At 68.8% G+C, this 25289-nt stretch carries 24 protein-coding genes and 1 tRNA gene; 11 read left to right on the forward strand and 14 right to left on the reverse strand.

The features are described 5' to 3' along the window. Positions 1-28 precede the first annotated feature (28 nt). The 6 genes from ITJ50_RS02400 to ITJ50_RS02425 all read right to left on the reverse strand — a co-directional run bounded on the left by ITJ50_RS02400 (position 29) and on the right by ITJ50_RS02425 (position 7367). Positions 29-1204, reverse strand: coding sequence for an acyltransferase family protein (locus ITJ50_RS02400; protein ID WP_017887639.1), 1176 nt, complete (start codon positions 1202-1204; stop codon positions 29-31). Beyond that, positions 1201-2931 carry an FAD-dependent oxidoreductase gene (locus ITJ50_RS02405; protein WP_017887640.1) on the reverse strand — a complete coding sequence of 577 codons (1731 nt, stop codon included), beginning with the start codon at positions 2929-2931 and terminating at the stop codon, positions 1201-1203. The genes ITJ50_RS02400 and ITJ50_RS02405 overlap by 4 nt, the downstream gene beginning before the upstream one ends. A gap of 3 nt (positions 2932-2934) precedes the next feature. Next, positions 2935-4197: an FG-GAP repeat domain-containing protein gene (locus ITJ50_RS02410; RefSeq protein ID WP_017887641.1), complete on the reverse strand. Its 1263-nt coding sequence runs from the start codon at positions 4195-4197 to the stop codon at positions 2935-2937. Positions 4198-4213: 16 nt separating this feature from the next. After that, the gene (locus ITJ50_RS02415; protein WP_017887642.1) at positions 4214-5413 is read right to left on the reverse strand and encodes an MFS transporter; all 1200 of its coding nucleotides are present in this window, start codon (positions 5411-5413) and stop codon (positions 4214-4216) included. A 20-nt stretch (positions 5414-5433) separates the two neighbouring features. After that, positions 5434-6600: a non-hydrolyzing UDP-N-acetylglucosamine 2-epimerase gene (wecB, locus tag ITJ50_RS02420; RefSeq protein WP_017887643.1), complete on the reverse strand. Its 1167-nt coding sequence runs from the start codon at positions 6598-6600 to the stop codon at positions 5434-5436. An 83-nt stretch (positions 6601-6683) separates the two neighbouring features. Continuing rightward, the gene (locus tag ITJ50_RS02425; RefSeq protein ID WP_017887644.1) at positions 6684-7367 is read right to left on the reverse strand and encodes a hypothetical protein; all 684 of its coding nucleotides are present in this window, start codon (positions 7365-7367) and stop codon (positions 6684-6686) included. Positions 7368-8035: 668 nt separating this feature from the next. Here ITJ50_RS02425 and ITJ50_RS02430 point away from each other — a divergent pair. Then, complete coding sequence (locus ITJ50_RS02430; RefSeq protein WP_159557119.1) at positions 8036-8407, forward strand: hypothetical protein; 372 nt, start codon at positions 8036-8038, stop codon at positions 8405-8407. Here ITJ50_RS02430 and ITJ50_RS02435 read toward each other — a convergent pair. After that, entirely contained in the window at positions 8367-9308 is a 942-nt protein-coding gene (locus tag ITJ50_RS02435) for an EamA family transporter (RefSeq protein WP_228500594.1), read from the reverse strand. The genes ITJ50_RS02430 and ITJ50_RS02435 overlap by 41 nt on opposite strands. A gap of 98 nt (positions 9309-9406) precedes the next feature. On the opposite strand from ITJ50_RS02435, the gene ITJ50_RS02440 reads away from it, so the two are divergent. After that, positions 9407-9904, forward strand: coding sequence for a MarR family winged helix-turn-helix transcriptional regulator (locus ITJ50_RS02440; protein WP_159557115.1), 498 nt, complete (start codon positions 9407-9409; stop codon positions 9902-9904). A gap of 52 nt (positions 9905-9956) precedes the next feature. Here the strand turns inward: ITJ50_RS02440 and ITJ50_RS02445 are convergent, their stop codons facing one another. After that, complete coding sequence (locus tag ITJ50_RS02445) at positions 9957-11654, reverse strand: acid phosphatase (protein ID WP_194589849.1); 1698 nt, start codon at positions 11652-11654, stop codon at positions 9957-9959. Between the two features lie 359 nt (positions 11655-12013). Then, positions 12014-12103: transfer RNA gene (locus ITJ50_RS02450), tRNA-Ser, on the reverse strand. Between the two features lie 143 nt (positions 12104-12246). Here ITJ50_RS02450 and ITJ50_RS02455 point away from each other — a divergent pair. Together ITJ50_RS02455 and radA are read left to right on the forward strand one after the other, a co-directional pair. Further along, on the forward strand, positions 12247-13254 hold the full coding sequence (locus tag ITJ50_RS02455; RefSeq protein WP_194589850.1) for an SGNH/GDSL hydrolase family protein: 1008 nt from the start codon (positions 12247-12249) through the stop codon (positions 13252-13254). A gap of 10 nt (positions 13255-13264) precedes the next feature. Further along, on the forward strand, positions 13265-14626 hold the full coding sequence (gene radA / locus ITJ50_RS02460; protein WP_017887660.1) for a DNA repair protein RadA: 1362 nt from the start codon (positions 13265-13267) through the stop codon (positions 14624-14626). A gap of 4 nt (positions 14627-14630) precedes the next feature. Here radA and ITJ50_RS02465 read toward each other — a convergent pair whose 3' ends face one another. Then, positions 14631-15014, reverse strand: coding sequence for an SseB family protein (locus tag ITJ50_RS02465; RefSeq protein ID WP_017887661.1), 384 nt, complete (start codon positions 15012-15014; stop codon positions 14631-14633). 280 nt (positions 15015-15294) lie between these two features. Here ITJ50_RS02465 and ITJ50_RS02470 point away from each other — a divergent pair, with 280 nt between their 5' ends. Beyond that, a complete protein-coding gene (locus ITJ50_RS02470) occupies positions 15295-15504 on the forward strand; it encodes a cold-shock protein (RefSeq protein WP_017887662.1) in 210 nt (69 codons plus the stop codon). Positions 15505-15667: 163 nt separating this feature from the next. Here the strand turns inward: ITJ50_RS02470 and ITJ50_RS02475 are convergent, their stop codons facing one another. Further along, positions 15668-16369 carry a hypothetical protein gene (locus tag ITJ50_RS02475; protein WP_194589851.1) on the reverse strand — a complete coding sequence of 234 codons (702 nt, stop codon included), beginning with the start codon at positions 16367-16369 and terminating at the stop codon, positions 15668-15670. A gap of 64 nt (positions 16370-16433) precedes the next feature. Next, positions 16434-16976 (reverse strand): amino-acid N-acetyltransferase, encoded by a 543-nt coding sequence (locus ITJ50_RS02480; RefSeq protein ID WP_042536938.1) that lies wholly within the window; start codon positions 16974-16976, stop codon positions 16434-16436. A gap of 77 nt (positions 16977-17053) precedes the next feature. Between ITJ50_RS02480 and ITJ50_RS02485 the strand changes: the two genes are divergently transcribed. From ITJ50_RS02485 to ITJ50_RS02505, 5 genes are all read left to right on the forward strand, one after another. After that, a complete protein-coding gene (locus tag ITJ50_RS02485) occupies positions 17054-17506 on the forward strand; it encodes an SRPBCC family protein (RefSeq protein ID WP_042536936.1) in 453 nt (150 codons plus the stop codon). A 191-nt stretch (positions 17507-17697) separates the two neighbouring features. Then, positions 17698-18141 (forward strand): hypothetical protein, encoded by a 444-nt coding sequence (locus ITJ50_RS02490; RefSeq protein ID WP_017887666.1) that lies wholly within the window; start codon positions 17698-17700, stop codon positions 18139-18141. Then, a complete protein-coding gene (locus ITJ50_RS02495; RefSeq protein WP_017887667.1) occupies positions 18138-18593 on the forward strand; it encodes a hypothetical protein in 456 nt (151 codons plus the stop codon). Before ITJ50_RS02490 ends, ITJ50_RS02495 begins: the two co-directional genes overlap by 4 nt. Before the next feature lie 4 nt (positions 18594-18597). Continuing rightward, positions 18598-19548, forward strand: a complete 951-nt coding sequence (locus ITJ50_RS02500; protein ID WP_056072419.1) for a hypothetical protein — start codon at positions 18598-18600, stop codon at positions 19546-19548. After that, positions 19545-20567, forward strand: coding sequence for a hypothetical protein (locus ITJ50_RS02505; protein ID WP_194589852.1), 1023 nt, complete (start codon positions 19545-19547; stop codon positions 20565-20567). The genes ITJ50_RS02500 and ITJ50_RS02505 overlap by 4 nt, the downstream gene beginning before the upstream one ends. Before the next feature lie 305 nt (positions 20568-20872). On the opposite strand, the gene ITJ50_RS02510 is transcribed toward ITJ50_RS02505, so the two are convergent. Next, positions 20873-23392 (reverse strand): ATP-dependent Clp protease ATP-binding subunit, encoded by a 2520-nt coding sequence (locus ITJ50_RS02510; RefSeq protein ID WP_027467068.1) that lies wholly within the window; start codon positions 23390-23392, stop codon positions 20873-20875. Between the two features lie 280 nt (positions 23393-23672). Then, entirely contained in the window at positions 23673-24149 is a 477-nt protein-coding gene (locus ITJ50_RS02515; protein WP_194589853.1) for a Clp protease N-terminal domain-containing protein, read from the reverse strand. Between the two features lie 70 nt (positions 24150-24219). Here ITJ50_RS02515 and ITJ50_RS02520 point away from each other — a divergent pair, with 70 nt between their 5' ends. After that, positions 24220-25152, forward strand: a complete 933-nt coding sequence (locus ITJ50_RS02520; RefSeq protein ID WP_194589854.1) for an NAD(+)/NADH kinase — start codon at positions 24220-24222, stop codon at positions 25150-25152. Positions 25153-25289: the final 137 nt, after the last annotated feature.

The raw sequence follows: 25289 nt of genomic DNA on the forward strand, positions 1-25289 counted from the left end.
CCCCGCTGGGGTCGGGCCTTCTCGCTGCTCACACCGTCGGCGTCGCCACTGCCGGCTCGGGCGCCGGGAGTAACTTCCGACGAGGCCGTGCGAACCGATCCATCATGGGTTTCTCGACGAGCGCGTAGAGCGCCCAGCCGCCGAGGATCGTCAGACCGAAGAACGCCGCGATGAGCAACAGCGCCACCGGCGTCGAGAAGGTCGCGTTCTGCATCATCTGGCGGACCCAGAAGATGACGACGCCCTGACACAGGTAGAACCCGAACGACGTGTCACCGAGCCACTGCATCGGCCGAGACCGCAGGAAGGTCGGCCTACCGGCCGCGTCACCGCTGGCCGCCGTCGCGATGAGCATCGCGATGGGGACGATCGTCGCCACGTTGAACGTCCACACGAAGGGCACCACGTTGGCGAGCGCGTAGCCAGCGGCGCACGCGAGCAGTGCCTGCCACATGCGCACGGCGGGCCAGCGGTGCTCCATGACGATACGGGCGAGGAGCGATCCGAGGATGAACTCGAACAGGCGTGCCGGCGGGAAGATGTAACCGAACCAGAACTGGAACGAGGACACGGGGGTGAGCGCGGATCTCGGGCTGTCCGGCACGACCGTGAGGTTGATGATCTGCACCAGGATCATCCCGACGACCATCATCGCCGCCCAGAACCACAACCGGTTCCCCGGGATCTTCCGCAGCCCGATGATGATGAGCGGGAAGAGCATGTAGAACAACAACTCGCTGCAGAGTGTCCAGGATGGTGGGTTCACGGCGACGTTCACGGCGCCGTCAGGAGAGTACGAGTTGAGCAGGAAGAAGTTTAGGACGACTGCGTGGGCGGGCGTGATCGAAGCGGCGAACAACACCATGGCGAGCACCCACATCACCAGGTGGTTCGGGAAGATCTTCACGAGCCGGCGCCGCCAGAAGGACGTCATCCGTTCGCCGGGCTTCGCGGCCCACGCGAGCAGGAACCCGCTGAGGACGAAGAAGAACGAGACGCCGATGTAGCCCGTGGTGACGAAGATCCTCTCGGCGGTGTCCGCGACCCGCTCGTCCGCGAAGAGGTTGATCGGATCGTTCGGCGGTATCGGAGACGCGGACAGCGTGATGTGGAACCCGAAGACCAGCAGCGCGGCGAAGAACCGCAGACCGGTGAGCGACGGCAGCTTCGGTGGCCGCTTCGTGGTGGGGGCTTCGATGGTCATCGGTTCCCGTCCTTCCTCGGCGGGAGCTCGACACCGAGCTTGTGCGTGAAGTGATTGGCGGGGTCCCATCGTCGCTTCGCGCGCTGCAGCCGCGGGTAGTTGCCCTTGTAGTACAAGGTCGACCACGGCACACCCGACCGGTTGCGCTTCGGATCCGCCATGTCGTTGTCTGGGTAGTTGATGTAGCAACCGTCCATCTGATCGCCGGGAACCGGCGCACCACCGGTCTCCGGGAAGAGCCCCTCGAAGGTCTCCCGTTCCCAGCCGAGGTAGAAGGCGTCGTCCTTCTCGTCCTGCCAGAAGGTCTGCAGGCAGATCTTGAAGATCGTGTCGCGTTGCGCGTTCGCGGTGGCGTCCTCGGCGACGGCGTTCACTTGGCCCCCGAAGGAGAACACGACCATCATCGTGTCCGGGTTGGTGAAGTCGGTCCGCGTCATCTGTTTCCACATGACGCCGAGCTGTCGGTCCGTGAACCCCTTCTTGAAGTAGGCGCTCTTGTGCGCGCCGCGACTGGTCGGGTTCGTGATGGTGGGATTGTTCGTGCCGACCGTCCGAGTTGCCTGCATCCATGAGATCTGCTTGGTCTCGTAGAAGTCCGGGAGCGCAGGGAGCTCACCGCTGGGAGCGGTCATCGGCTCCGAGCTGACATCGACGCCGGCGGTGATGGCAGCGATGAACCGATGCAGCACACCAGCGGCGTCCGGCGCATCCGCGTCGATCTGGGTGAACATCCCCAGGCTGCCGTGTGCCCGGTGGTTCAGGTTGAACAGGCTCGACAGGTTCGATTCCGGCGTGCCGGGGTCCTTGTACCGTTCGTGCCAGGTGTTCCAGTTGGTCATGAGCCGTCGGAAGGCGGTCTCGTCCACCTGGTCCCAAGGGAACGACAGCGCACTCACGAGCACGCGGGACGGTGCCTTCACGAGCAGGTCCGACGGGTTCGTCCCCGTCGCGCCGGGGGATCGGAACCAGTACTTCGTGACGATGCCGAAGTTCCCCCCACCACCGCCGGTGTGCGCCCACCAGAGGTCGCCGAGCGCCCCCTTGGACTCACGAGTGGCCACGTGCGTCGAGACCGTGCCGTGCTCGTCGACGGTCACGACCTCGACCGCGTGGAGGTGATCGACCACCAGGCCGTGTGCACGGGTGAGCAGGCCGTACCCACCACCGGCGATGTGGCCGCCAGCGCCGACGCTGTAACAGATGCCTCCCGGGATCGTGACACCCCATCCCTTGAAGAGCTTCTCGTACACGTTCAGCAGCCGTGCACCGGGCTCGACGGCGAACGCGCGCATCGCGGGGTCGTAGTACACGTCCGTCATCGTGGAGAGGTCGAGGATGACCTCGACCTCCGGGTTGCACACGAAGTCGGCGAAGCAGTGGCCGCCGCTGCGGACGGAGAGCTTCTTGCCGGCGCGGACTGCCGATCGGACCGCACTCTCCGCGTCCTTCGCCGAACCGATGAGCCGGATGTAGTCGGGCCGAGCGACGAATCGCACGTTGTTGCCCGTCATCATGTCCAGGTACCGGGAATCACTCGCCGTGATCGTGGCCCCTGCCACCGTGCGCGCATCGTGGTTCGTCTCGGACGCCATCGCTGCGAGCGGGTTGCCGTTCTCGAGCGCCATCATCGCCCCGGCCGCGGCTGTGCCGGCAGAGCCGAACAGGAACCCCCGTCGGCCGACCCTGTTCTTCGGGGGAGGTACTTCGGTGCTGGTCTTCGCCTGCATGGTTCAGCCTTCCTGGGGCGTGCGGTTGCGGTGGAGGGTGATCTCGGCCTTCGGCGCGACGAAGTAGTGCGGCACCGAGTACGAGATGGTGGCGAAGTCGTCGATCCCGCGGCCTTCGAAGTCACCGGCGACGATGCGGGCGATGGATTCGCTGGACACCTTCCACTTCACGAACAGCCCCTTCTCCAAGTCGACTGCCTTGTAGTAGTAGGCGCCCTGCCAGGGATCCGGCCCGCGGAGGCCGATCAGGAACTCGTCGTCGCCGTCACCGTCGAAGTCACGACACATCACCGTGTGGCCGGGGCCCTCACCGTTCTCGTTCGGGTCGCCGTAGATGTCGAGGAGGTGCCGCTGCCACGTCGACGCCGTGGCGTCGGCGGTGGTCCGCGTGTACACCGCGACCGTGTTGCCGTGGAACGGTTCGATCGCGGCGACGTACGCCAGGGGGTCGTCCCCGATCCGGCCCCCGTCGACGTCGCCGGAGCCCTTGAACGTCGTCTGCTCGAACTGGCTCGACTCACCGTCGCCGATGTGTTCCCAGGCGAACCGTCCGGTCACATCGTCGTAGTAGAGCCAAGTGACGCCTTCGTCGGACGCCATCAGGATGGTGTCCAGAGCGGAACCGGGGATGAGACCGGGTTTGCTGGCGACGCCGTGGATCATCCGGAAATCGGTGCGGCTGATCACTTCGGCGTCCCATTCCGCAGTGGGGTCGTCGGGTTGGGTGAACAGCATCACCGGGAGGACCGCGTGCACGTCCTCGACCGCGACGATCGGGAACCCGATGATCTGGACGCGGTCCGTCCGGGAGAAGTGCCCGACACGGAGGCGATGCATGCCGGTCGCCCGGCCGACGTAGTGTCGCTTCCAGTTCTCGGTGGCCGTGGCCGGGTCACCGGGGTTCTCCAGCCAGTCGATCTTGCCGCCGCCGCCGTCGGCGTGGTGGATGGTTCCGCCCGGACCGTACAGCTGGTAGCAGACGACCAGGTCGGGCAGCCCGTTGCCGGTGATGTCGCCCGTGTCGGCACCGACCGGTTCCTTGATCCGGTCGACGATGAGGTGCTTCTCCCACGTCGGGGACTTGTACCAGTAGATCTCCCCGACGGTCAGGCCGTAGCCGATGAGGTCGAGGTTGCCGTCGCCGTCGACGTCGGCTGCTTCGAGCCAGTAGCCGTCCCGGAGGAAGTCGGTGACGGTCTCCGAGTCGAACGACGGCGGGGTGAGCGCCAGGGCCGGCGACGCGGGGCGGAGTGCTTCGAGTGTCATGAGTGTGCCTTCCGGTTCAGGAGGGGATGGTGACGGGGCGTGGAGCCGCTGTGGGAGACGATGCGGAGCGGCGCCGATGCGCGCTCGCTGCCGCGATCATGAGGATGAGCGCCGTGGTGGCGAGCGCAGCGCCGACGATGATCGGCGACCGGTAGCCCAGACCAGCGGTGATCGTGAGACCGCCCAACCAGGCGCCGATGGCGTTCCCCGCGTTGAAGGCGGAGATGTTGACGCCCGATGCCAGGGTCGGGGCCGCAGAGGCGAACTCGAGGACGCGCATCTGCATCCCCGGTACGGACGCGAAGCCGACGGCACCGAGCAGGAAGAGTGCGAGGCCTGCTGCCCACGGTGTGCCCGCGACGATCGCGAAGCCGACGAGGACGACGATCAGTGCGCCGAGCAGCACGAGGAGCGTCCGGTCGAGCTGCACGTCCGCGGCGCGTCCACCGACGATGTTGCCGACGAACAGTCCGCCACCGAACAGCACGAGCATCCACGGAACCGCTGCGTCAGGGAAACCAGCGACGTCGGTGAGGATCGGTGCGACGTAGGTGAACGTGCCGAACATCGCACCGAAGCCGAAGACCGTCACGAGGATCGACAGCCACACTTGCCCGTTGCGGAACGCCGAGAGCTCTCGGCGGAACTGTCCTGCCGGTCGCTGTTCCGCGGCCCGCGTCGGGATGAACGCCAGCAGGCCGAGGAGCGCGATGATGCCGATCGCCGTGATGGTCCAGAACGTCGACCGCCAGCCGTACGACTGTCCCAGGAACGTGCCGAGCGGAACCCCGAGCACGTTGGCGATCGTGAGTCCGAGGAACATGATCGAGATCGCTCGCGCCCGTCGGTCCGCCGGGACGAGCGAGGCGGCGAGCACCGAACCGATCCCGAAGAACGCGCCGTGGCACAGGGCCGCGATGATCCGGCCCACGAGCATCACTCCGAACCCGCTCGCCACGGCGGAGACGAGGTTGCCGACGATGAAGAGCACCATCAGGGTGCACAGCACCGTCTTCGGTCGCATCGACGCCGTGACCGCCGTGACGAAGACACCGCCGAATGCGACGCTGACGGCGTAGCCGGACACGAGGTACCCCGCCTGGGGGATGGAGACGGCGAAGTCCGTCGCGACCTCGGGGAGCAATCCGAGGATGACGAACTCGGTCAGGCCGATGCCGAACCCACCGATCGCGAGCGCGACGAGACCGGCGGGCACCCTCGCCGTCGAAGGCGTGGTCATGCGAGCGAGGGCACCACGTCGGCGCCGGGGACGAAGGGCATGACGGCCGGCCCCATGCCGAAGTAGTTTGCAATGGCCGCGATGGTCCGGTCGGTCGCGCGTCCGTCACCGTACGGGTTGATCGCGTTCGACATCTCCGCGTAGGCCTCCGGGTCGTTCAGGAGGCGCTGCACCTCAGCGACGATCTGGCCACGATGCCGGCTGACGAGGCGGGACGAGCCGGTGAGGATCGACTCGCTGCGTTCCGTGACCTCACGGAGCACGAGCGTCGGCTTCCCCAGGGCGGGGCCTTCTTCCTCAGCCCCCGAGCTGTCCGACAGGATGACGTCACTCCGACGGAGCAGTCGGCAGAACGACAGGTACGGCAGCGGGTCGACGAGGTCCACGTTGTCGATGCCCGACAAGACCGGGACCAGCACCGAGCGGACCTTCGGGTTCAGGTGCAACGGCACGACGATGCGGACGTCGTCGCGGGTCGCGATGTCCGCGAGGGCCTCAGCGATCTCGAGCATCGGCTGTCCGTGGCTCTCTCGGCGGTGCGTGGTCGCGAGGATGACGCGTCGGGGATCCGTGTCGAGGTCCTCGAGACGGGGGTCGCCGTAGGAGCGGAGGTTCTGCATCCCCCAGGCGAGAGCGTCGACGATGGTGTTGCCCGTGACCGTGATCGCGCTCTCTCGGATTCCTTCTCGGATGAGGTTCGCGTGGTTCCCCGGTGTCGGCGCGAGGTGGAGCGCGGCGATCTGACCGACGAGCTTGCGGTTCGCCTCCTCTGGGAACGGTGACGAGTTGTTCCCGGAGCGGAGACCCGCTTCGACGTGGATGACGGGGACCTGCGCGTGCAGTCCGGCGAGCGCGCCGGCGAGGGTCGTCGCGGTGTCTCCGTGCACGAGCACTGCGTCAAGGCCGTCGAGGTGGTTCCCCGAGCACAGACCTTCGAGGATCCGGTGCGTGACCTCGGACAGGCTCTGCCCGTCCTTCATGACCGCGAGGTCGACGTCCGGCGTGATGCCGAACTCGTCGAGCGTGCTGGTGAGCATCTCCCGGTGCTGACCGGTGGAGATGAGCACGGTGCGGAAACGCTCGTCGCCTCGGAGTGCGTGGATGAGCGGTGCGTACTTGACGGCTTCGGGGCGAGTGCCGAAGACGATGCCGATGGTCTTCATGGTGGAGCTCCTGCCTGGTTTCGGGGACGCCGGACGAACCGGTGACGAACCGGTCGGCGTCGGTGGTGGTGGGCGGTGCTGGATCAGGCCGCGTGGAACTCGAGTGCGAGCCAGAGACAGTCCGAGTCGGCTCGGTACTGGTGCCACGGGTAGGTGAAGGTGCCCTCGACGTCGACACAGAACGGGATCGGGTTCGTGGTGCCCGGACTCAGCATCTGGTCCTCGTACAGGGATCGATGGGTCTTCTCGTCGAACTTCTGCATTCGCCCGAGTCCGCTGATCTGTGTGTGCACTTCGATGAACGGATGGACGTTGTGGATGCCGCAGTCCGTGCCGGCCGGGCTGAACCACAGGTTCGCCTTGACCGTGAACCGTTCGGGCCGCGACGGAAGCGCCGGCTGGTGGAGCACCGTGCGCCGGTCGATGAGCACCGTTCCGATCACTGCTTGCGGCGACTTCAGCAGAACCGGCCCGCCCTCACCGTAGAAGTCGTGCCAGCCGATGGCGCGCGCACGCCGCTCCTGTTCATCCTCGGATGCCGCCGCGACGGCGAGGATGAGCTCGCCGGTGACCACCCCTTTGACGAGGATCGTCGAACTCAGCGGAGGAAGAGGAGCGAGCTGCGTCGTACCGGTGAATGCATCGGTCTGCGCCAGGTTCACGATCACTGTGCGTTCGGTGATCGGAAAATCGACGGCATCCCGGATGAGCGCGACCGTCGCGAGTTCGCTGTCGAAGTTCAGTTTCTCGGCGATGGTGTTTTCCATGCTGACCCCCCTGAGTCATTTGATGCCAGGCAAGGGCGCTCCTGCCGAACCCCCACTCTGAACAGGAAAAACTGCGGGATGAAGAAGCCGGTTGACTGACCGTGTGGCACTTCCTCGTCCCGCAGTGAGGCAATGACAGCAGTTGCTCAGCCAAAGCATCCACTCCCTGACAGTGACAGGCTGCTTCCGCGTTTCTCTTGACCCAGGTGAGATCTGCGCGCTAGGGACGCGCGCGTTGCACCGCCGTTCTCGCTGCACGACGAGCGCGACGTAACAAATCGATTTCCAGATGATGAAGATTGCCGGAATCTTGTTCCGCAGGATCAACACCGTGCGGCGCATCCTCATGGAGTCGCCTAACGTGAGCGAACCGATCGCAATTCTTTGGGGGAACCTTGCGGGGACGAAACCATCAGCTCCTCACCGCAGCGGCGGGCGTGGTCTGCATCGCAGTGGTCACCGGATTGTCCGCATGTGCCACGCCTGGGGCTGCCTCTGGGCCGGAGCCCGATGCGCTGAGCGCGGCGCGAGCGGAGAACATCCTCGACGCGAACGCCGATCAGGCATGGCAGCTGGTCGCGTCACGCCATCCGGGGCTCGAGCGGCCGGTGGTCGGCCGCGTTCGGACCGTCTCGCACGCCGACTGGGCCCCGACGCAGGAACGCTGCATGACCGCCGCGGGGTTCCCGCAGGCGAAGGCGATGCCCGACGCGAGCCTCGCCTCCGGACAAGTCCCGGCGGAACAGTCCGAGCCGTTCGCGGTCGCCGAGTACACGTGCGGGGTCGAGTACCCCATGGCCGCGAAGTACCAGACTGCCTTCAACGCGTCCCAGCTGGAGTGGCTCTACCGCTACTCCACGGGCGAGCTCACGAAGTGCCTGCAGGACCACGGCATCGCGGTGAAGCGCGGCCCGAGCGAGCAGGAGTTCGTCGACAGCGACGGGGCGTGGTCGCCGTACCGGTCGGTCGATCTGCCGCAGTCCCAGTACTACGAGCTCGTCACCGCCTGCCCGGAGATCCCGGACTCGATCTACGGCTGAGCGGCTCGGAAGAAGGGCCCCGAGACCCCGCTTGTCCGAGCTGCCCACCCAGGGAGCCGAGGAGTGCGACGACGAAGCCGACGATCTGCAGCGGCGACAGCGCCTGGCCGAGGACGACCCACCCGAGCACCGCAGCGGTCAACGGACTGAGGACGCCCAACAACGCGATCCGGGCCGACGGCAGCGCCCGTGCGCCTCGGAACCAGACGCCGTAGGCCAGGGCTCCACCGACCAGCATGAGCCAGGCGTACCCCACGTACCCGGCGGCGGTCGGTTCCCACGGTCCGCTGTCGACGAACGGGAGGAGCGGGGCGATCACCACTCCCCCGGCGATGAGTTGCCATGCGGTCGAGGTCAGGGGGTGCGTGCCCTCCGGGGTGCCCCACCGACGAGTGAGCAGGAGCCCCAACGCCATGGACACCGTCCCGAGCGCCGCCGCCCCGAGCCCGAGCACGTCGAACACCGCATCTCCGCTGAGGGAGACGAGCGCGACGCCCACCAGGGCCACGACGCCCCACACCACGTGGGCGATCGCGGGCCGCCCCCACCGCAGCGCCACGGTCAGTGCCACGACGACGAGCGGCTGGAGCGCACCGACGATGGCCGCCAGGCCTCCCGGCAACCGGTCGGCCGCGACGAACAGCAGCGGGAAGAAGCACCCGATGTTGAGCATGCCGAGCACGAACGTCCGGAGGCGCCAGCCCCGCGGTGGGACTCCCGGCCGGATCGCGAGCAGCAGCAGGCCGGCGGGGAGTGCACGCAGGACGCTCGCAGTCATCGGGTGATCAGCGGGCAGGAGCTCCGTGGTGACCACGTAGGTGGATCCCCAGACGATCGGCGCCACGGCCGCGGTGAGCGTGATGCCGGCAGACGCGGACGTGGATCGGGAGCGGTCGGTCATCTGCACACCGCCTTTCCTTCAGGCTGAACTTCTCAACGTTGAGACATTATGGCCCCGATAGGCTCGCGTCAAACAGTTCAGCGTGAAGGAGTGCTCTGATGGAGGATGCCGTCGATCGAGTCCTGGCCCAGTGGGGCCGGGAACGACCAGACCTCGACGTCCGCGCGATGGCCGTCATCGGGCGCATCGGGCGCGCCGAAGCGATCCTCGACCGGAAGGTCGGTGCCGTCCTCGCCGAGCACGACCTGCTCCCGGGTGAGTTCGACCTCCTCGCGACCCTCCGACGTTCGGGATCGCCACATCGGCTGGCCGTCGGACAGATGCTCGCCTCGACGATGGTGACCTCCGGGGCCGTCACGAACCGCTTGAACCGGCTCGTCGCGAAGGGCTTCGTCACGCGGCAGACCGACCCCTCGAACCGACGCAGCGTGCTGGTCACGTTGACCGATCACGGGCTGACGGTGGTGGACGCAGCGTTGGCCCGGCACGTCGAGAACGAACGGGAGCTCCTCGGCACGCTGAGCAGCGACGAGGAGCAGCAGCTGGCCGGGCTCCTCCGGAAGCTGCTGCTCGGCCTCGGTGACGGGGCGGACTGAGCACAGCCCGCCGTGGCCACCGGCCCCGGAGAGTCGCCTGACGCGCTCCGTCTCAGGCGGCGCCGTGGCCCCGGCCGTGGCCGTGCTTCGTCGCGTTGGCGTTGACGAGGTGCAGTTCGTTGCCGTGGCGCTCCAACACGGGCTTGTACCCGGCGGGCAGGCCGGCGACGCGGACCCTGCTGAAGCTCGAGCCCTTCGCGATCCGGTCCGCCGTGATCAGGACCACGTCGTTGGACACGGCCGTGCCCTTGGCGACGTGCACCCGCAGCGTCCCGCCGAACGACGCCGTGCCGTCGACGCGCATGGCTGGACGGGACCCGGAGACGCTCAGCGACAGTGCAGCGTGCGAGCGCTGCGTCAGGTTGCCGCCGATTCGGATCACCCTGGTGCTGGCATCGGCGAGCGTGCCGGAGACAGTGGTCACCGACCCCTTGCCCAGGGCAGCAGCGGAGTTGGCGGTCAGCGTCCCACCGCGGACGATGGTGCCCCCGGTGTAGCGGTTCGAGCCGGCGAGGGCGAGGGTGCCGGTGCCGCGCTTCGTCAACGACCCGGTGCCGCCGATGGCGTTGCGCCAGGTGTCGGCGGCGTTCAGGCCCTTGTCGGCGGCGTTCATCGAGACCGAGACCGCACTGTCGAACGCTCCGTAGCCGGACGCTGCCGAGAACAGATCGAGTCGCCCCCACCCTTCCGCATCGTCCAGCAGGGGGTAGCCCGACGGCAGCGCGGTCGTCCGGAGCACCTCTCGGATCTGGGCGTCGCTGAGGTACGGCAGGCGGGTCCGCAGGAGCGCTTCAGCACCCTTCGGCACCGTGGCCGGGGTGGTCTTTGCACCGGTGCGCGCGAACCCGTACGTCAGACGTTTGCGGTAGTTCTTCTTGTCCGCTGCGTAGTCCGCGTACCGATCGACCGCGCTCGGGCCGGCTGCGGCGAGGACCTTCTCCGCCTGCTGGTGCGCCTGCTGCTCGAGCTGCGTGTTGGCCGGGTCGTTCAGGACGGCCGCTGCCAGCGCAGTCGCCAGGACCCGTCCGCCCATGACGTCGAGCGGCGAGTGCATCCCCGCGACGATCCGACTGTTGCCGATCTCCGAGCCGTTGGTGAGGAGCTCGGTGTACTTCTCCGGGTACGCGTACGCGAAGGCCAGAGATGCCAGGTAGCCGGCGTTGGTGTGTCCGCTGGGGAAGCCGCCGTCCGTGGCGGGCGTCGGGGACTTCTCGGGGACGAGCTGCGGCAGCACCTTGACGTCCTGGCTCTGCCGGTACGGCCGCGGGTACTGGTAGTACTTCTTCGCGTTGCTGGCAGAGGAGTAGTCGCCCCGCAGCGTGTTCACCAGCTGGACGACGTCGCCGAGCTCCGAATCGGTGTCCGCCCACGCGCCCTTCGCGTTGCCCTGGTCGGCGTACTGCTTCGTCGTGGCGTCCGCCGGGATCTCGTCGGGGATCGTCGTGCCCGCGTTCGTCGCGGTCCGCACCGCGTCGGACAGGTCACCGAAACCCGCGATGGCCGAGTAACTCTGGTTCCGTCGGTCGATCAGGTACGCCTCGTGCCCCTGCGCATCCGTCCGGGTCTGCGTGGTCCGCGCTGCCTGCGCGATGTTCGAGTCCAGGATCCGCTGCGCTGCAGCGCTGGTGGCGACCCCGTTGTCCCACGACGATCCCGGGCGCCACAGGGTGCCGAACTGCGACAGCACCCCGGTCGCGGCGTTCGTCTCCGGCGTCGTGGCGGCAGGGGTGTTCGTCTTGTAGGTGTCCACGAAGTACCCGTAGGCGCCTGGACGCGGCGCGGTCCGGGATGTCGCCGCAGATGCGCCCGCCGGAGCGATCAAGGACACGGCGCACGCCACCGCCAGGGCCCCCATCACCGTGCGGGCCCGACGTCTCGGAACAGCGATCAGGAACCGGCGCATGGCGTTCTCTCCACTCGAAGCGTGGTCACACGATTCGGTGACACAGAGCAGAAGCGTGGCGCAGGCGCGTGAACCGGAAGTGGCACCTGCGTGAACCGCTGCCGTACTCGCTGCTGCTGGTCACAACGGAACCACGCCGGGTCCAACGCCGAACAGCAGAAGAGCCTCAGCTCCCCGTCTGACCGGGGATCTGAGGCTCTTTTGGTTGGCGGTACCGGTGGGATTTGAACCCACGGTGGAGTTGCCCCCACACATGTTTTCGAGACATGATCCTTCGGCCGCTCGGACACGGTACCGGGAAAGAGTTTACACGATCCAGGAGGCCCATGATGACACCCCGGGTCGGATCGCCCTCCACAGGCGGTCACCTGCAGGGCTCTCCCCACACCCACAGGTCCCCCTCGTCTCGGGTACGACCGGCGGGCGTACCGTCCACGGCATGAGATCCCGCACGCTCATCGCACTCCTCACCTCCGTCATCGGCAGCCTCGGCGTCGTCGGTGCCGCAGTCGTCGGTGCCCGCGCTGGCGTGAAGGGCCAACGGGCAGCGGCGCAACGGGTCGTCGACATGCTCCCGATCCACGCCGACTGGTGGCGGGAACGACAGCAGCACGAGGGGCAGCTGCTCTACGTGGCGATCGGTGATTCGGCAGCGCAGGGCGTCGGCGCGACCGCCCCCGGCCGCGGCTACGTGGGGCTCCTGACCCGGCGCATCCGGCACCGCTCGCACATGTCCGTGCGGGTGGTGAACCTCAGCGTCTCCGGTGCGACCACGTGGGGCGCGAAGCGTGATCAGCTGCCGAAGCTCCGGCACTACGCGCCCGACATCTGCACGGTGTCGATCGGGGCGAACGACATCGCCGACTTCGACCCGGACAAGTTCGAGCGGAACATCCGGGCGATCTACGGGGCGGTCCCCTCGCACGCAGTGGTGGCCGAATTGCCGTGCATGTTCGTGCCGGACCGGGAGCGCAAGGTGGCGGTGGCGAACGAGATCGTGCACCGGGTGGCCGACGAGTTCGGGCTGACGGTGGCGCCGCTGCACACCATCACGAAGCGCGTCGGTGTCCGCCGCACCTTCTTCAACAGCTACGGCGACCTCTTCCACCCGAACGACCGCGGCTACGAGGTCTGGGCGAGCGCGTTCGAGCCGGCGGTCGACGCCAGGGTCGACACCGTGGCGGCGATCCGGCACTACCTGTCCGTGCGCGAGGCCGAGAACCTCGGTCGCGAAGCCGGCGCGGTCGCGAACGCCCGCGCCGAGCAGGACACCGACGGCGCCGAAGCGCTCGACCACGCCTCACGGCAGGCTCCGGGACCGGTCGAGCGCCTACGCCACCGGATGACGGGGTCCATCGCGGTACCCGACGACGGCGACGAGTCAGGCGGACACGGCGGAACGGACGAGCCGGGCGACCGCGCCGGTGATGTCGGCCGTACGGCCTAGCCTCGACGACATGGCGCGCCCGCAGTCCCTCTACCGTTGCACCGAGTGCGGCTGGACCAGCATCAAGTGGGTCGGCCGGTGCGGTGAGTGCCAGACCTGGGGCACCGTCGAAGACAGCTCTGCGGCGTCGGCGAGCACACGGGGCACGTCCGCGGTCGCCGTCACCGGCGCCCGGGCCGCACGACCGATCACCGAAGCCCGCGGCACCTCGGTGCAGCGTTGGCAGACCGGCATCGGCGAGTTCGACCGCGTCCTCGGCGGCGGCGTGGTGCCGGGTGCGGCCGTCCTGCTGAGCGGCGAGCCGGGTGTCGGCAAGTCGACCCTGCTGCTCGAGGTCGCCTCGCGAGCCGCGGCCTCGGGCAAGCGCGTCCTCTACGTCAGCGCCGAAGAGTCCGTCGACCAGGTCCGGCTCCGTGCCGAACGCACCGGGGCGATGCACGACGACCTGTACCTGGCGAGCGAGGTCGACCTCGGCGTCATCATCGGCCAGATCGACCAGGTCCAGCCCGACCTGCTCATCGCCGACTCCGTGCAGACCATCTCGTCGAGCTCGATCGACGGCATCGCGGGTGGCACGTCCCAGGTGCGCGAGGTCGCCTCGACCCTGATCCGCATCGCGAAGGACCGCGCCCTGCCCGTCCTCATCGTCGGCCACGTCACGAAGGACGGCACGATCGCCGGCCCGCGGCTGCTCGAGCACCTGGTCGACGTCGTCTGCCACTTCGAGGGCGACCGGCAGACCGCCCTGCGCTTCGTCCGGGCGCTCAAGAACCGCTTCGGCCCCACGGACGAGGTCGGGTGCTTCGACATGGGCGGCGACGGCATCCACGAGGTCCCCGACCCCAGCGGCCTGTTCATGTCGAAGAACACCACCCCGGTGTCCGGCACCTGCGTCACCGTCGCACTCGAAGGGCGTCGAGCACTGCCGGTCGAGGTGCAGGCCCTCATCGTCCCGAGCTCGGCGCCACAGCCACGCCGGGTCGTGAACGGTGTCGATGCCTCCCGTGTCGCGATGCTGCTCGCGGTGCTCGAACGCCGCGCCGGCCTCAAGCTGTCCGACGCCGATGTCTACGTGTCCACGGTGGGCGGCATGAAGCTCACGGAGCCCGGCGCCGACCTGGCGATCGCACTGGCGCTCGCGAGCGCCGCACGAGACCGTCCGTACCCGCACACGCTCGCAGCCGTGGGCGAGATCAGCCTCGCCGGCGAGATCCGTCCGGCCACGGGCACGAAGCAACGCGTGAACGAGGCCACCCGCCTCGGGTTCACCACGGTGCTCGGCTCGGACTCCGGGCACCTGCGCGAAGCCCTGCGGGTGGCCTTCTCGATGACGCAGTCCCCGCGCGAACGCGAGCTCGACCGCGCGTTCTGAGGCGCTACGCGCGCAAAGCGGCCAGCAGGTCCGCCGGTGCAGCCTGCATGGTGTGCGGGCCGGCGATGTCGAAGAACACGCCCTCGAGCATGTCGAGGTGGGCGGCCAGGAACTCCTCCAGCCGCGGTCCGTCGTAGACCATCACCTGCCGGATCTTCTCGTCCGGCACCATCGCCGTGTAAGCGTCCGCCGACGAGAACAGCAGCAGGATGCGCTTGTCCGACCCTTCACGGCCGAACACCCGCACCTGCATGTCCTTCTTGCCTGTGACGAGCCGGGGGACGATCACGATGTCGTGGCGGAGCGCGAACGCCACCGCGGCGACGTCCTGCTTCGCGAGGGCTTCCTCGAGCTGTTCGCTGCGGAAGCGCTGTTCCTTGTCTGCCATCAGCTCAATTCCACCAGATTTTCGACGTTCCGGGACGCACGGGTAGCCAGTCGGCCCAGAGCACGCTAGCCTGATGGAACCGCTTCGGCGGCGCTCAACGTCCGGGCGAGGTGGTTTGCCCCTCAACCCGGGCCCCAGGGTCACTGGCCGACAGGCCTGACCCCGAACCCGTCCCGCCGGCACCTGCCCGCGTGGCGCATTACCCCCGTCGACGTACGTCGGGGTCTCCGTCGGTGCATCTGCACCTTGGCGGAAGCAAGAAAGCTAAGGAAACGCCATCATGGCATCTACCGGTACCGTCAAGTGGTTCAACAACGAAAAGGGCTTCGGCTTCATCGCCCCGGACGACGGCAGCGCTGACGTCTTCGCGCACTTCTCTGCGATTGCTGGCAACGGCTACAAGTCGCTCGAGGAGAACCAGAAGGTGGAGTTCGACATCACCGAGGGCCGCAAGGGCCCGCAGGCGGAGAACATCACCGTCCTCGGCTGATCACATCAGCTTGAACAGGCCCCGTCGTCTTCGGACGACGGGGCCTGTTGCTGTTCCCCGGGCCTCTGCTCGGCACAGCACAGCCGGAACGGATCGGAACCGCGTACCGCGAACCGCGAACCGCGCACCGCGCACCGCGCACCGCGCACCGCGCACCCGCCGCCTACTGCAGGATGAACTGCACCGAGGTCTTCGACTCGAGGTTCCCGACGGCGACCTGCAGGTGGTAGCTCGCTCCCCCGGCGGTGACGGCCAGCCGTGACGAGTCGCACGTCGACGTGGACGAGCGGGTGCGGTCCCACGCGATCGCGGGCGTCGTGAGCGTCTGACCGGACTTGATCGTGACGTCCTGGTTCGTGCCGCCGGTCTGGCAGTCCTTCGACGACCAGTACTGCTCCTGGCCGGAGCTGATCGTCAGCACCTGCTGCGCCGAACCGAGGTCCAGGTGGCAGGAGTTCGTGCCGGAGTTCTTGATCGACATCGCGATCTTCGGGTCCTCGGTGGGGCCGTACGCCGACTTGTCGAGCACCGGGGTCAGGACGATCTGGTCCTTCGTGCAGGTCGAGCCGTCGGCAGCAGCGGGCTTCGTCGCAGCAGCCGAGGCGGACGGCTTCGGCGCCGCAGACCGCGAGGACCCAGAACCGGAACCGGCAGACCCGGCAGACGACGCACCGGCACCAGACCCGGCGCCGGCGCCGGCAGAGGCCGACGCGCTCGGCGCCGCCGACGTGGCCCCGTTCCCCCGCCCGACGACGATGAGCACCACGACCAGGACGACGACCAGCAGCGCCCCGAGCACGAGCGCCCGGCGACGCCAGTAGACGACCGGCTTCTCGGGTCCGACGGGGTGACGCAACGACGACATGCGCACAGGGTAGACAACGGCGCGGGCCACGCACGGCCACCCCGCCGGGCGGCACGAGAAAGCGTCAGAGGTTCTTCAGCATGCGGGTGTTGCCGAGGGTGTTCGGCTTGACCCGGGCGAGGTCGAGGAACTCCGCGACCCCTTCGTCCGACGAGCGGACCAATTCGGCGTAGACCTCCGGCGGGACGACGCTCTCGCCGATCTCCAGGTACCCGTGCTTCGTGAAGAAGTCGACCTCGAAGGTCAGGCAGAAGATCCGGGCGACGCCGAGTTCGCGGGCGTCGTGTTCGAGCGCTTCGAGCATCCGGTGCCCGACGCGCTTGTGGATCCACTGCTCGTCGAGGGCCAGGGTGCGGACCTCGGCGATGTCGTCCCAGAAGACGGCGAGCGCACCGCACCCGATGGGGGTGCCGTCGGGGCCTTCGGCGATCCGGAACTGCTGGATCGACCCGTACAGGGCGACGTTCTCCTTGCCGAGCAGGATGCGCCGGTCGACGTAGGGGGCGATGAGTCGCTGGATGTGCGGGACGTCCGAGGCGAGCGCCGGACGCACGAGGATCCCGTGGTCGTCGCGCTCGTGGAACGCGTGCTTCCCGTGCTCTGTCATCCGCCCCACACTACTGGTGTCGCAGGGGGACAGCGCTGCTGAGTGCCGCCCAGGTCGATCGGCCTACCGTCCGGTACATGCCTCAGATCATCGAAACCGTCGACGTCAACGTCCCCGTCCGCCCGGCCTACGACCAGTGGACCCGCTTCGAGGAGTTCCCGCACTTCCTCGACGAGGTCGAGAAGATCGTCCAGGTGGACGACAAGACCACCGACTGGACCGTGAAGGTCGCCGGCCAGGTGCGCGAGTTCCGTGCCGTGATCACCGAGCAGCACCCCGACGAGCGTGTCGCGTGGACCGTGAAGGACGGCGAGACCGACCACGCCGGTGTCGTCACCTTCCACAAGCTCTCGGACGACGAGACGCGCGTCACCGTGCAGATCGACTGGGAGCCGTCCGGCTTCCTCGAGAAGCTCGGCTCCGCCGTGGGCGTCGGCGGCCACGCCGTCAAGAAGGACCTGCAGAACTACAAGGAGCGCGTCGAGAACGCGCCGACCCAGCCGGGCTGGCGCGGCGACGTGCAGGCGTAGTCCGCACCACACGACGAACGGGAGGCGCGGTGCCAGCTGGCACCGCGCCTCCCGTTCGTCGTCCCCCGTTCGGCATCCCCCCATCGAAATGCCGACCTGACGAGCGAGCGCGAGCCTGGCAGAGTGGTGACACCGGCTGACGCGCTGGATCAGTTTTATCATGTCTGAGACAGATGTGAGAGTGGGGACACGTGATCGAGTACAACGACGACGACGCACACCGTCGGGAACTGTCGCGCAAACTGCAGCTCCTGATGGACGTCGTCGAGGCCAACTCGGGTCAGCGACCCCCGTACAAGGAGATCGCCGCCGAGATCGAGGCGCAGGGTGCGTCGATGAGCCGACCGCGCTGGGGCTACATGCTCGGCGGCAACGGTCCGGCCGTCCGTGACCAGCGACTCCTGGCGGCCCTGGCGGCCTACTTCGGCGTCCCGGCGGAGTACCTGACCGACGCCGCCGGCAACACCGACGTGCCCGAGCGGGTGCAGGCGCAGCTCGAACTCGTGCTCGAACTGCGCAAGCGCGAAGTCGTGGCGTTCGCCACCCGGCGTCTGGGCGAGTTCGCCTCGGCGGACGAGATCCGCGACTTCACCGACCACCTGCGTCGGCTCGACGAGTCGGGCGGCACCCCGTGAGCGGGTACCGCGACCGGTTCGGCGCCCTGCGCCGGCAGACCGAGGCCCGTCGTCGCGTGCAGCGTCTCGGGCTCCCCCGCCGGCTGACCCTGCCGGAACTGACCGCGCGGGCCGAGGCGGCGCTCGGCAAGCCCATCCACGTGCGCACCACCGCGCTGCCGGGCGACCTGTCCGCGCGGCTCATCCAGCGCACCGACCACGCCCTGCTCGAGACGCGCCCCGGGCTGTCCGAGCGCTCCCGGGTCGCCTGCGTGCTACACGAGCTCGCCCACGTGTTCATGGACGACACCGGCTGCGACCACCAGGCGTACACGGGCCTGCTCACCGGCCGAACGGCGTTCACCCGTTCGCTGGACACCCCGCACGAGCAGGCCGTCGAACTCGTCGCCGACCAGCTCGCGCTGCGGATCGGGCTGCTCGACCCCGAGGGTCACCCCGGGATCTTCCGGTGATGCGATGACACTGCACGTCTGGGGATCGATCCCGGTCTGGCTCATCCTGGCGGTCCTGGTCGTCCGGCTGTTCCTCGTGCGCACCCAGTCGGCCAGCGTCACCTGGCTGATGGTCTGCTGCAGCTGTGTCGCGGTGGGGCTCACGATCAACCAGCCCGACGTCACCACGTTCCTCGCCGGCGTGACGGACGTGCCGAACATCGCCGACCTGATCGGCCGCTGCCTGATGGTGTGCGGCATGTTCGCCCTCGCGCAGTCGGTCGAGGCAGCGGCGCGCTCCGCCAAGCTCCTGCGCGCCAGCCGCATCATCGGCTGCGTGCTCGTGCTCGTCGCCCTCGTCGTGCTGTTCAGTCGCATCGACGCACCGACCCCGACGGCACAGTTCATGGTGGTCTACGGCGACCAGCTGCCGACCGCGCTGTACTCGGCCGTCGAGATGACCTACATCGCCATCGTCATCGCCCGGTCGGCCGTCGCCGTGCTGCGCGGGTTCCGGAGCGGGGACGGGCTCGGCCGCCTGTACTGGCTCTTCGTCGTCGGGGCAGCCGGCTTGGTGCTCCTCGCCGGCATCGCGATCGCCCTGGACGCCGTGCACGTCGCCGGTGCCGACGGCGCGGTGGGGGTGCTGTCGAAGCTCTACACCCCGGTGTTCCTCGGCTCGATGGTCCTGCTCGCCATCGGTGCGGCCGGCGGTGTGCTGCCCGACGCCGCTCGGGAGTTCCGCGACTGGCGGGCCGCCCGACGCCGGTTCCGCGCCCTCGAGCCGGAACTCCGTCGGCTCGAGACGGCTTCGGGCAACACCGGGCTCTACTTCACGATCGTGTGGCAGCGTCGCCAGTGGCGGAGCCGGCAGCACCGGCTCTCCGTCGAGATCGAAGACCGCGCGCGCGAGGCCGGGCAGGCAGTGCCGGCCGCTGCGACGCTCACCACGGCACGACTCAGGGAGATCACATGACCGGCGCACGCATCACGGCACTCGGCACCGCAGCGGGGGCGGTCGGCACGCTCGGCCTCAGCGCCTTCGTCGCACGGCGGCTGCTGTTCCCCACGCCCTACACGGCGACCGCCACGGTCCGCAGTGCCACGGACACCGAGGTCGAGCTCACCGCCACCCGCGACACCCGCCTGCCGGGCACCTACGACCTGCAGCGGGACGGTACCCGGGCGCAGGTCGGTGCGATCACCACCGCGAGTGCCGAGGACGGGGCCAGCGGCGACGGCGACACCGTCCGACGCAGTGCGACCGGCCCCGTGCCGACCGGCGAGTGGGCCTGGGACGCCATGCGGTACGACGGGCCGGACGACGTGCCCGGCACCGAGCCCGAGGCCCCCACGACCCACGTGGTCCACGTGCACGGACAGTCCCTCGGCCCGCGCCAGGTGCTGCGGGGCGTCGGGGTCTGGCGTTCGCTCGGTGCGTCGTCCCAGGTCATCGACACCACCGACCTGCCGCTCCGCTCTCTCGATGCCGGGGCCGCCGAGCGCATCGTCGCCGCCGTCCGCGCCGCCCGTGCCCGCGGTGCCCGGCGCGTCGTCCTGCAGGGCTGGTCCGCCGGAGCCCTCGCCTGCTCCGTCGCCGCCGGCCGGGTGGACGTCGACGGGATCGTCGCCGTCTCCCCGCTGCTCGACGTCGCCTCGGCACTCCGCGGCGCCGTCCGTGGTGCACGCCTGCCCGCCTTCGTCGGGACCGTCGCCGGCCGGATCGCGACCACGAACGTGCTGTCCCGTCTCGCCGGGGCCTCGATGCCCGTGACGACGACGACCTGGCAGGACTCCGCGACGCCGACGCTGCTGATCCACTCCGAGGCGGACGCCCTGGTCGCCGCCGACGACGTCGCCACAGTTGCTGCACGGTCGGGTGCCACCACCCTCGCCTTCCGCACGGCTCCGCACACGCTGGAGTGGAACGAGGACCCGGAGCGCTGGGAGCGCGCCGTCCGCGACTTCGCCGCACAGCTGCCCGACGCCGCCTGACGCGGCGGACGCCCGCCCGCCCGCACGGGCCGACCGGCAGTACCACCCCTGAAACGTGCAACGGCCCCGGTCTGCGAACAGACCGGGGCCGGCTGCGTCTCGACCCGTTGGGGGGAACCGGTCGAGCGCGACGCGCGAGGAGTTGGGGGGAACGTCTCGCGCGTTGCCACAACAGTACCCCCGGACGGGGGCCGATGGGCGCACGACGCGCAGATCGGCGGGTGGAGATCTGGACGCGCCCCGAGAACGGACAGGAGGCCCGGTGCCAGCTGGCACCGAGCCTCCTGTTCGTGGAGTGTCAGGTCCTAGGACTCGATCTCACCCTGGGGTGTGTCGGTCGCGGCCTCGACCGCGGCTGCACCGGCGAGGACCTCTTCGCGGCCCGGCTGACGCCCGGTCTCGAAGTGGAACGCACCGTCGACGAAGTCGACCTTCACGTGGTCACCGGCGTTGAGCTCACCCTGCAGGATGTGCTCGGACAGCTGGTCCTCGACCTCGTGCTGCATCGCGCGACGCAGGGGCCGAGCACCGAGGGACGGGTCGAACCCGACCTTGATGAGCTGCTCCTTGGCCGGCAGCGTGAGCTCGACGGTCATGTCGCGGTCGAGCAGACGGTCGGCCAGACGCTTCACGAACAGGTCCACGATCTGCAGCAGCTCGGGCTGCGACAGCTGCGGGAACACGATCGTGTCGTCGACACGGTTCAGGAACTCGGGCTTGAAGTGCTTCTTGAGCTCCTCGTTGACCTTGCCGCGCATGCGGTCGTAGCCGACGGCCGAGTCGCCCTCGACCTGGAAGCCCACCGGGCCACCGGCGATGCCCTGCGAACCGAGGTTCGTGGTCATGATGATGACGGTGTTCTTGAAGTCGACCACGCGGCCCTGACCGTCGGTGAGACGGCCTTCCTCGAGCACCTGCAGCAGCGAGTTGAAGATGTCCGGGTGGGCCTTCTCGATCTCGTCGAACAGGACCACGGAGAACGGCTTGCGGCGCACCTTCTCGGTGAGCTGGCCGCCCTCTTCGAACCCGACGAACCCGGGAGGGGCACCGAACAGGCGGGACACGGTGTGCTTCTCACCGAACTCCGACATGTCGAGGGAGATCAGCGCACCCTCGTCGTCGAACAGGAACTCGGCGAGTGCCTTGGCGAGCTCGGTCTTCCCGACGCCCGTGGGGCCGGCGAAGATGAACGAGCCGGAGGGACGGTTCGGGTCCTTCAGGCCGGCACGGGTACGGCGGATCGTCTTGGACAGGGCCGAGATGGCCTCTTCCTGACCGATGACGCGCTCGTGCAGTGCCTTCTCCATGAAGACGAGACGCGAGGTCTCCTCTTCGGTGAGCTTGAACACCGGGATGCCCGTGGCCTGTGCCAGGACCTCGGCGATGATGCCCTCGTCGACGGTGCCGGACGCGGCCACGTCACCGGCACGCCACTGCTTCTCGAGGCGGAGACGCTCGCCGAGGAGCTTCTTCTCCTCGTCGCGCAGGCTCGCGGCCTTCTCGAAGTCCTGCTCCTCGATGGCGGCTTCCTTCGACCCGCGGACCGTCGAGATCTTCTCGTCGAACTCACGGAGCTCCGGCGGCGCCGACAGGATCGACAGGCGCAGGCGGGCGCCGGCCTCGTCGATCAGGTCGATGGCCTTGTCGGGCAGGAAGCGGTCCTGCACGTAGCGGTCCGCCAGGTTCGCCGCGGCGACGATCGCACCGTCGGTGATGGACACCTTGTGGAACGCCTCGTACTTGTCGCGCAGACCCTTGAGGATGTTGATCGCGTGGGGCAGCGACGGCTCGTTGACCTGCACCGGCTGGAAGCGACGCTCGAGTGCGGCGTCCTTCTCGAAGTGCTTGCGGTACTCGTCGAGCGTGGTGGCACCGATGGTCTGGAGCTCACCGCGGGCGAGGAGCGGCTTGAGGATCGACGCGGCGTCGATCGCGCCCTCGGCTGCACCGGCACCGACGAGCGTGTGGATCTCGTCGATGAAGACGATGATGTCGCCGCGGGTGCGGATCTCCTTCGTGACCTTCTTCAGGCGCTCCTCGAAGTCACCGCGGTAGCGGGACCCGGCGATGAGCGACCCGAGGTCGAGCGAGTAGAGCTGCTTGTCCTTCAGCGTCTCGGGCACGTCGCCCTTGACGATCGCCTGGGCGAGGCCCTCGACGACGGCGGTCTTGCCGACGCCGGGCTCACCGATCAGGACGGGGTTGTTCTTGGAGCGGCGGGAGAGGATCTGCATGACCCGCTCCATCTCCTTCTCGCGCCCGATGACGGGGTCGAGCTTGCCGTCACGCGCGGCCTGGGTGAGGTTGCGACCGAACTGGTCGAGGACCTGCGAACCCTGCTGCGCGTTCTGCTGCTGCTCGCCGCCGACGGCGACCGCTTCCTTGCCCTGGTAGCCGGACAGGAGCTGGATGACCTGCTGGCGCACCCGGTTCAGGTCGGCACCGAGCTTCACGAGGACCTGGGCTGCGACACCCTCGCCCTCGCGGATCAGGCCGAGCAGGATGTGCTCCGTGCCGATGTAGTTGTGGCCGAGCTGCAGCGCCTCGCGCAGGGACAGCTCGAGCACCTTCTTGGCGCGCGGCGTGAACGGGATGTGCCCGGTCGGCTGCTGCTGGCCCTGCCCGATGATGTCCTGGACCTGCTCGCGCACGGCGTCGAGCGAGATGCCCAGCGACTCCAGCGCCTTGGCGGCGACGCCCTCGCCCTCGTGGATGAGGCCGAGGAGGATGTGCTCGGTGCCGATGTAGTTGTGGTTGAGCATCTTCGCTTCTTCTTGAGCGAGGACGACAACACGACGGGCCCGGTCGGTGAATCTCTCGAACATGTGCTCTCCCTTGGCCCCTGATGAGCGGAGCCGACGCTGTGCCGGTCTCGTGTGAGTCCGGCCAAGTACTTCGAGAGTAACCAGCGCTCCCCCCGCGGGCTGCCCCTGTTCGCCGTGGGCGTGACCGACGTGCGTCTTGTGCGCAGTGAGCGAACGACGAGACGGACCGGGCCCCGCCGCCGGCACCGAACCGACGCGCCAGCGCCGCGTCGGCCGTACAGACGGGAGGCCCGTGGCGATCCCGCCACGGGCCTCCCGTCTGCTCTGTGGCCGCGCTGGGTCAGGCGCACCGCACCGCGCGACGCAGGTCACGTCGGAAGCGACGCGGGTCGACGCCGAGGGCGTCGAGGACGTCGTGCGCCGATCCGGCGAGCGGGTCGTCGACGGCGTCGAGCACGGCGAGCACGACGTGCGGCGGCCGGATGCGTTCCGATCGACCGGCGATCGTCGCGGCTCGGGCGAGCACGCGCATCGCGGCGGGCGTGCAGGCGACCCGGTCGTGCTCGCCGGGGCAGGTGGTGTGCGCCCCGACGAACGCGCGGATGCTCGCCCGGACGGCGTCGGGCGAGACCCGGTGGGCGTCGAGGACCGGCCGGAAGCGGGGCATGCCGGCACACAGGGTGACGGCCGCGAGGAGCAGGTGCTCGGCGTCGACGAAGCCGAAGCCGGACTCGTGGGATTCGAGGTCGGCGAGCAGCACGATCTCGCGGCCGTGCCGGACGGAAGGGAGGGCGACGGAGAGCTGAGCGGTCTGCATGTATTCAGAATATCGCATACCTGTTCGATCGACTAGCCCGCATCGGAGGTCCGCTCGGTACGATCCGCTCATGGAGCAGCCCGTCGTCGGCCTCGTCGTCCACCCGACCAAGAACGTGCAGGAGTCCGTCACGACCCTGCAGCGCTGGAACGCGTCCGGCCAGGGCGAACTGCTCGCCCGCCGCGCGGACGCCCAGCGCATCGGTGGCGGGGTCGAGGTGGTCGACGACGACGACTTCACCGACCGCGTCGACCTGGTCGTGGCGCTCGGCGGCGACGGCACCATGCTCGGCGCGATGCGGCTCGTGGCGAGCCGCCCCGTGCCCGTCCTCGGCGTGAACTACGGCAACGTCGGGTTCCTGGTCGAGATCGAACCGCCCGAACTCGAGAGCGCGCTCGACCGGTTGTCCGCCGGCGAGTACCAGCTCGAGCCGCACCACGCGCTCGAGGCCCGGCTGTCCTGGGGCGGCGCTCGCACCGACTACCTGGCGTTCAACGACCTGACCATCGTGCGGCGGCCCGGCTCCGGGCAGGTCTCGGCCGACCTGAGCGTCGGCGGCCTCGGGTACGGGTACTACCGCGCCGACGCCATCGTGGCCGCCACTCCGGCGGGCTCCACCGCGTACAACTACGCCGCCGGCGGCCCGGTGCTCTCCCCCGCACTCTCCGGCTCCGTGGTGACCCCGGTCGCGCCGATGGCGGGGATCGACCGCTCCGTGGTGCTCTCCGCGCGCGAGCGCTACCGGTTCGACATCGCCGAGGGCACCAGGAGCGCAGCGCTCGAGGTCGACGGGCTCGTGGTCGGCGAGGTCGCGACCGGGGCGCATATCGACATGCGGCTCCGCAAGGACGCCGGCAGCGTGGTGCGCCTCGACGCCGAGCGGCACGGGCGCACCGGCCGCGTGAAGCTCAGCCTGCTCGACCTGCCGGTGCGGCCCGACCAGCTGGTCGAGCTCATCCCGAGCGACCTGCGGCAGAAGCTCCGGCGCGAGATCGACGACTGACACCGCGGGCGGTTGCCCCGGGAACGTGAATGGCCCGCTCGAGCAGTGCTCGAGCGGGCCGTCCCATCACCCCACCGGATCGTCTTCCCACAGAACGACCCGGTTTCCCCGCGCCGACACGGGTGAGCGTGCCGGCC

The organism is Curtobacterium sp. VKM Ac-2889 (genome assembly GCF_015350855.1).
Taxonomy (GTDB): domain Bacteria; phylum Actinomycetota; class Actinomycetes; order Actinomycetales; family Microbacteriaceae; genus Curtobacterium; species Curtobacterium poinsettiae.